Annotated in this window: 5 protein-coding genes; 2 read left to right on the top strand and 3 right to left on the bottom strand. The window is 43.7% G+C overall.

What is annotated here, in order from left to right:
- Positions 1 to 23: 23 nt before the first annotated feature.
- Positions 24 to 1388 carry a replicative DNA helicase gene (gene dnaB / locus C4B60_RS20870; protein ID WP_104059900.1) on the top strand — a complete coding sequence of 455 codons (1365 nt, stop codon included), beginning with the start codon at positions 24 to 26 and terminating at the stop codon, positions 1386 to 1388.
- Between the two features lie 34 nt (positions 1389 to 1422).
- On the opposite strand, the gene C4B60_RS20875 is transcribed toward dnaB, so the two are convergent.
- Positions 1423 to 1725, bottom strand: a complete 303-nt coding sequence (locus C4B60_RS20875; protein ID WP_104059901.1) for a putative quinol monooxygenase — start codon at positions 1723 to 1725, stop codon at positions 1423 to 1425.
- Positions 1726 to 2556: 831 nt separating this feature from the next.
- On the opposite strand from C4B60_RS20875, the gene C4B60_RS20885 reads away from it, so the two are divergent.
- Positions 2557 to 3849 carry an adenylosuccinate synthase gene (locus C4B60_RS20885; RefSeq protein ID WP_104059903.1) on the top strand — a complete coding sequence of 431 codons (1293 nt, stop codon included), beginning with the start codon at positions 2557 to 2559 and terminating at the stop codon, positions 3847 to 3849.
- Between the two features lie 49 nt (positions 3850 to 3898).
- On the opposite strand, the gene C4B60_RS20890 is transcribed toward C4B60_RS20885, so the two are convergent.
- Positions 3899 to 4711, bottom strand: a complete 813-nt coding sequence (locus tag C4B60_RS20890) for an STAS domain-containing protein (protein WP_104059904.1) — start codon at positions 4709 to 4711, stop codon at positions 3899 to 3901.
- Between the two features lie 110 nt (positions 4712 to 4821).
- Positions 4822 to 5733, bottom strand: a complete 912-nt coding sequence (locus C4B60_RS20895; RefSeq protein ID WP_104059905.1) for a YitT family protein — start codon at positions 5731 to 5733, stop codon at positions 4822 to 4824.
- Positions 5734 to 6144: the final 411 nt, after the last annotated feature.

Raw genomic sequence — 6144 nt, forward strand, 5'->3', positions numbered from 1 at the left:
AAAGCGGGAGGGGAAATAAAAAGATGAATGAGCAGTTTGCGGATCGAATTCCGCCTCAAAATATAGAAGCAGAGCAGGCCGTGATTGGGGCAATTTTTCTTGAGCCCCAGGCTTTGATTTCTGCTGCAGAAATCCTGATGCCTGATGATTTTTACCGCAGTTCCCATCAAAGAATTTTTGAAGTCATGATGAGCCTGAGTGACAAGGGAAAAGCGATCGACTTAATTACGGTAACAGAAGAGCTTGCTGCAGCAAAGGAGCTTGAGGATATTGGCGGAGTGTCTTATCTCAGCGACCTGGCTGCCTCTGTTCCAACCGCAGCCAACCTTGAATATTACGCACGCATCGTAGAAGAAAAATCCTTGCTGCGCCGTTTGATCAGAACTGCAACCACGATTGCACAGGACGGCTATGCACGGGAGGATGAGGTAGAAAATCTTCTCGGCGAAGCAGAGCGAAATATCATGGAAGTGGCGAACCGTAAAAATACAAGCGCATTCCACTCGATGAAGGATGTCCTTGTCAGAACGTATGACAACATCGAGATCCTGAACAGCCAAAAGGGTGAAATTACAGGAATTGCGACAGGCTTTAACGAGCTTGACCGTATGACGGCGGGCTTTCAGCGAAATGATTTAATCATCGTAGCAGCCCGTCCTTCTGTTGGTAAAACGGCATTCGCCTTGAATATTGCGCAAAATGTCGCAACGAAAACAGGAGAAAATGTCGCGATTTTCAGCCTTGAGATGGGTGCTGAGCAGCTGGTGATGCGTATGCTTTGTGCAGAGGGCAATATTAATGCCCAGAACCTTCGTACAGGAGCCCTGACCGATGAGGATTGGCGTAAGCTGACGATGGCTATGGGAAGCTTGTCAAACGCAGGAATTTACATTGATGATACACCTGGTGTGCGTGTACAGGATATTCGTGCAAAATGCCGGCGGCTTAAGCAGGAGCATGGTCTTGGCATGATCCTGATTGACTATATGCAGCTGATTCATGGAACCGGCAAGCCTGGCGAAAACCGTCAGCAGGAGGTATCTGAAATCTCCCGTTCATTGAAAGGGTTAGCGCGTGAGCTTGAAGTGCCCGTGATTGCCCTGTCACAGCTTTCCCGTGGAGTTGAGCAGCGTCAGGACAAGCGCCCGATGATGTCGGATTTGCGTGAGTCCGGAAGTATTGAGCAGGATGCCGATATCGTCGCCTTCCTTTACCGGGACGATTACTACGATAAAGAAAGTGAAAACCAGAACACGATTGAAATCATCATCGCCAAACAGCGTAACGGCCCGGTCGGAACCGTATCGCTCGCCTTTATTAAGGAATACAACAAATTCGTTAATCTCGAACGCAGACTTGATGACTCAGGCATGCCGCCTGGTGCATAAACGGGTAAACAGCACAGGCTGTTTACCCGTTTTTTTATTTCTTTCCGCCCAACAGTTTAAGCGTACTGATTCTCTCCATCCCGGTAATAATCGGCCTGGCCCGTTTAATTAACTCCTGGGTAGCTTCAAGCGCTAATGAGGCTTGATGTGCCTCTTCATTGCTCCACACCTCATAGACAAACACAGCATTCGGCTCATTATCAGAAATACTGACAAGATAAACCTCACATTCATCCAGATCCTTCATTGACTCTGCAGCCTCAAGCAACAATCCCGCCATCGTCTCCCGTTCGCCTTCCTGTACCGTTATCTTCCCAAACAAACTAAACTTCTCCATCCCATCATCTCCATTAGCTAATTGAGTTACTATTTATTTCTCCAAAGGCAATCCAATTTCCTATTCTTTTTTAAAATATTTTCCTTAAAACGGAATTTTATAAATGACTCTTCCTGCTGAGCCAGTGCAACTCTTCCATTTAGGATAGGAGTATGAATATTATTGAGAGGGATACTGTTAAAGACATAGAAAGGATTATAAGATTGAACTACATGAAGAGAAATTCACCCATAACCCTGTAAATTTTATAGCTCAAACAACCTTTTACCTCAGTGATTGGTGTGTAAGGGGCCGACTCCTGCGGGAAGAAGCGGGGAAGCTGAGATCCATTGGCGAAGCCAATTAGCTCAGCCCCGCCCCGCGGAAAGCGTGCCCCTGAAGCGCAAATCATCCCTCCATTTGTACTCCATACTCCTTAACATTTAAAGATATAGGTTAGCATTAAAAGGAAATCACCCATAACCCAATAAATTTTAGAGCACAAACAACCTTTTTCCGTAGTGATTGGAGTGTAAGGGGATGACTCCTGCGGGGAAAAGCGGGAGCTTGAGATCCACTTGCGTTCGCAAGTTAGCTCAAGCCCCGCCCCGCGGAAAGCATTCCCCTGAAACGGAAATCACTTCTTCATTTTGACCGCATATTCCCCTAACATCCTAATTACAAAAATATTTCTTTACCCCATTAAAGTATCGCTCCGCCGCCATTTATACGAATATACTGACCCTTTTATCGATTAATGTTCGTCTTTTTGAGTTGACGTCACCATGATAGATTGGTACACTAATCTTGTTTGAAAAAAAGGGTCTAATCAGCCTGACGGAGGTGCATTTCATGTCTTCAGTAGTAGTTGTGGGCACACAATGGGGAGATGAAGGGAAAGGCAAAATCACAGACTTTCTCTCAGAACATGCAGAAGTAATAGCGCGTTACCAGGGCGGTAACAACGCTGGACATACAATTAAATTTGACGGTGAAACGTACAAGCTACATTTGATCCCATCCGGAATCTTTTACAAAGACAAAATTTCCGTAATTGGAAACGGAATGGTCGTCGATCCAAAGGCACTAGTAGCAGAGCTTAAATACCTGCACGACCGTGGAATCACCACAGAAAACCTGCGTATCAGCAACCGCGCACACGTTATCCTTCCTTACCACCTAAAGCTTGATGAGGTAGAGGAAGAGCGCAAGGGTGCTAACAAAATTGGAACCACTAAAAAAGGAATTGGCCCGGCTTACATGGATAAAGCTGCACGCATGGGAATCCGCATCGCTGATTTACTTGACCGTGAAGCATTTGAAGAAAAGCTTACTCATAACCTTGCAGAAAAAAACCGTATGCTTGAGCGCTTTTATGAAGTAGAAGGCTTTAAGCTTGAAGATATCCTTGAAGAATACTTCGAATACGGTCAGCAAATCGAAAAATATGTTTGTGATACCTCGGTAGTGTTGAATAACGCGCTTGATGAAGCACGCCGCGTTCTTTTTGAAGGCGCACAAGGTGTAATGCTTGATATCGACCAGGGTACATACCCATATGTAACTTCGTCCAACCCTGTAGCAGGAGGGGTAACGATTGGATCCGGTGTTGGTCCGACTAAAATCAACCATGTAGTTGGTGTATCCAAAGCCTATACGACCCGTGTAGGAGATGGCCCGTTCCCAACAGAGCTAAACGATGAAATCGGCCATAAGATTCGTGAAGTAGGAAGAGAATACGGAACAACGACCGGACGTCCGCGCCGCGTGGGCTGGTTTGACAGCGTAGTAGTACGCCATGCACGCCGTGTAAGCGGAATTACGGATCTTTCAATTAATTCAATCGATGTTCTGACAGGGATTCCGACGTTAAAAATCTGTACAGCTTACCGCCTGGGCGATGAAGTGATTACAGAATACCCGGCTAATCTTCGCACGCTTGCTAAATGTGAGCCTGTCTATGAAGAGCTTCCAGGGTGGGAGGAAGACATCACTGGTGTACGTTCACTTGATGAGCTTCCTGAAAACGCACGCCATTATCTTGAGCGCGTATCACAGCTTACAGGAATTCCATTATCGATCTTTTCAGTGGGGCCTGACCGCACGCAGACAAATGTCATTAAAAGCGTATGGCGTCCTCAATAAGACAGCAAAAAGCATCGGCTCCCTGCCGATGCTTTTTTTCTTGTTTAGATCAGGCATCCAGCGCCTGCATGACACTCGAAAAGGTTTTAACCCCGGTAAAATCGATGCCGCTTAAGACAATGCTTTGAGCAAGCTCCGGTCTCAGCCCGGTTACGGTTGCGTCAATTCCAAGGAGCTTTAACACTTCTAAAAGTGAAAAAATATGACTTGCCACTTCATTATCTATTTTATAAATGCCGGAAAAATCAATGATTAAGCAATTAACTTCCATCGTACTGAGCTTTGGTACAGCCTTTGATAGCAGATGCTCAGCACGCTCCTGGTCGATCGAGCCGATTAACGGCAATATGGCCATACCGCTCTTTAGCGGAACTATTGGTGCGGCAAGTTCAATAATTTCTTCCCGGTTTCTCCTGGCAATCTCGTCTTTATAGCTTTCATAGTCTAAAATAGAATTGGTAAGCCTAAGGTCGAGTAAATAATTTAAGCGGTTCGCAACAAAGAGGATATCCTCCACAGCAAGCTCAAAGTTTAAGCAAATATCCGTAACAATTTTATTATAAAAGGACCGTGTTTCCGCAAAAGGCTTGATCAAAGTGGATAGTTGATCAAACACATACTTTTGTTCATATTGCTGACCTTTAGTAAATTGCACAAACTGTTCTTCTGCCTCCTTTTCACTTGGCAAAAGGATGGATTGGCTAAAAAACGTAAAAAAGGAAATATGAAGCTGCCGTGATTTTTCCACAAGCGCCTCTGGAACTTCAATTTCAATTTTTTTAAGACTAAATGCGATCAGTTGTTCAGCCAGCGGCTCCGCATGATCAGCGAGGTAGGTTGCAACTGGGGTCAGCTTACTCATTTTCGTTTCTCCTCTACTACGATAAATTTCTGTATTTAGTATACCTGTGGAAGATGGGAATTTGCTATAGAAAATTAGTAGTATGTTAAATTGTTACAAATTACTAGTCGTTAATGAATGGCTTTCTTTTTAAATCTTCCGCCCCGCACCTCTGCAATGCTTCCCACTGCAAGAAATGCGGAAGGATCAATATCCTGAACAATCCCTTTTAACTTCGCCTCCTCCACACGTGTAATGACACAAAAAATGACTTTCTTCCCGTCTCCCGTATAAGCTCCTTCACCGTTTAAATAAGTAACGCCTCTTCCAAGACGGTCGATGATTGCTTCGCCAATCGTGTCATAATGATCACTTATAATCCAGGCTGATTTTGATTCGTCGATTCCCTGAATCACAATATCGATTGTTTTAAAGGCAATAAAATAAGTCATAGCAGAATACATGGCTCTGTCCCACTCAAAAACAAAACCGGCTGCAATAAAAATAAAAAGATTAAAAAACATAATAATTTCTCCAACAGAAAAGGGACTGCTTTTGTTAAATAAAATGGCTAAAATTTCTGTCCCATCCAAAGATCCTCCATACCGGATCACAATCCCTACCCCGGTTCCTAAAGTAATTCCGCCAAATACTGTAGCCAAAAGAAGGTCATCGGTAAAAACCGGGACGGAATGGAGCATAAAGGTTCCTAATGATAAAACACTGATTCCAAGAACTGTAGACAGTGCAAAGGTTTTGCCGATTTGTTTATACCCAAGAAAAAAGAAAGGAATGTTTAGAAGAAAAATAAAAAACCCCAGCTTCCAGCCCGTTAGATAGGAAAGAATAATTGAAATGCCCACGATACCCCCATCTAATACCTGATTGGGGACAAGGAACAGCTCTAATCCAACCGCCATCAAACAGGCACCGAGGATGATAAAGGTCACCCGCTTGATAATCGTGGTTAATGAGAGTGTTTTGTGCTGACTCCGCCTCAGGGAAGGCTTTGGAGGACTGGTAAATTTCTTTCGCTTCGCCATTAACAATCCTCCATTTCATGGATGTAATAACTATAAGTATATAATAAAATTACATAGTAATAATGAAGAAATTTAGCATGCTTTTATAAAAATTAGTTCAATTTTATTGGAATTACGACAAATTATTTCACGTTGATTTATCTATAAGAAGAGGGGCAGGGAAATACATGCACGGCCCTGGAAAAGTGAAATGGAAGAGAGAGAAATAAATGGACTCACAGCTTTTTTATTTCAGATCTTAGTTGAGAAAAGTAAAAGAGAAACCAAGGAAAAGTTTTTTCAAAAAAAGATTGTCAGCTTTAAAAGAACTGTGGTATATTAAGACTCGTTGTTACGACAAAATTCTACAAGGCCCGTTGGTCAAGCGGTTAAGACACCGCCCTTTCACGGCGGTAACACGGGTTCGAATCC

The organism is Jeotgalibacillus proteolyticus (assembly GCF_002926065.1).
In the GTDB taxonomy this organism is placed as follows: Bacteria; Bacillota; Bacilli; order Bacillales; family Jeotgalibacillaceae; genus Jeotgalibacillus; species Jeotgalibacillus proteolyticus.

Excerpts from the sequence above, each read along its gene's own strand:
- dnaB (WP_104059900.1), top strand. The coding sequence starts at position 24 with ATGAATGAGCAGTTTGCGGATCGAATTCCGCCTCAAAATATAGAAGCA.
- C4B60_RS20875 (WP_104059901.1), bottom strand. The coding sequence starts at position 1,725 with ATGGAGAAGTTTAGTTTGTTTGGGAAGATAACGGTACAGGAAGGCGAA.
- C4B60_RS20885 (WP_104059903.1), top strand. The coding sequence starts at position 2,557 with ATGTCTTCAGTAGTAGTTGTGGGCACACAATGGGGAGATGAAGGGAAA.
- C4B60_RS20890 (WP_104059904.1), bottom strand. The coding sequence starts at position 4,711 with ATGAGTAAGCTGACCCCAGTTGCAACCTACCTCGCTGATCATGCGGAG.
- C4B60_RS20895 (WP_104059905.1), bottom strand. The coding sequence starts at position 5,733 with ATGGCGAAGCGAAAGAAATTTACCAGTCCTCCAAAGCCTTCCCTGAGG.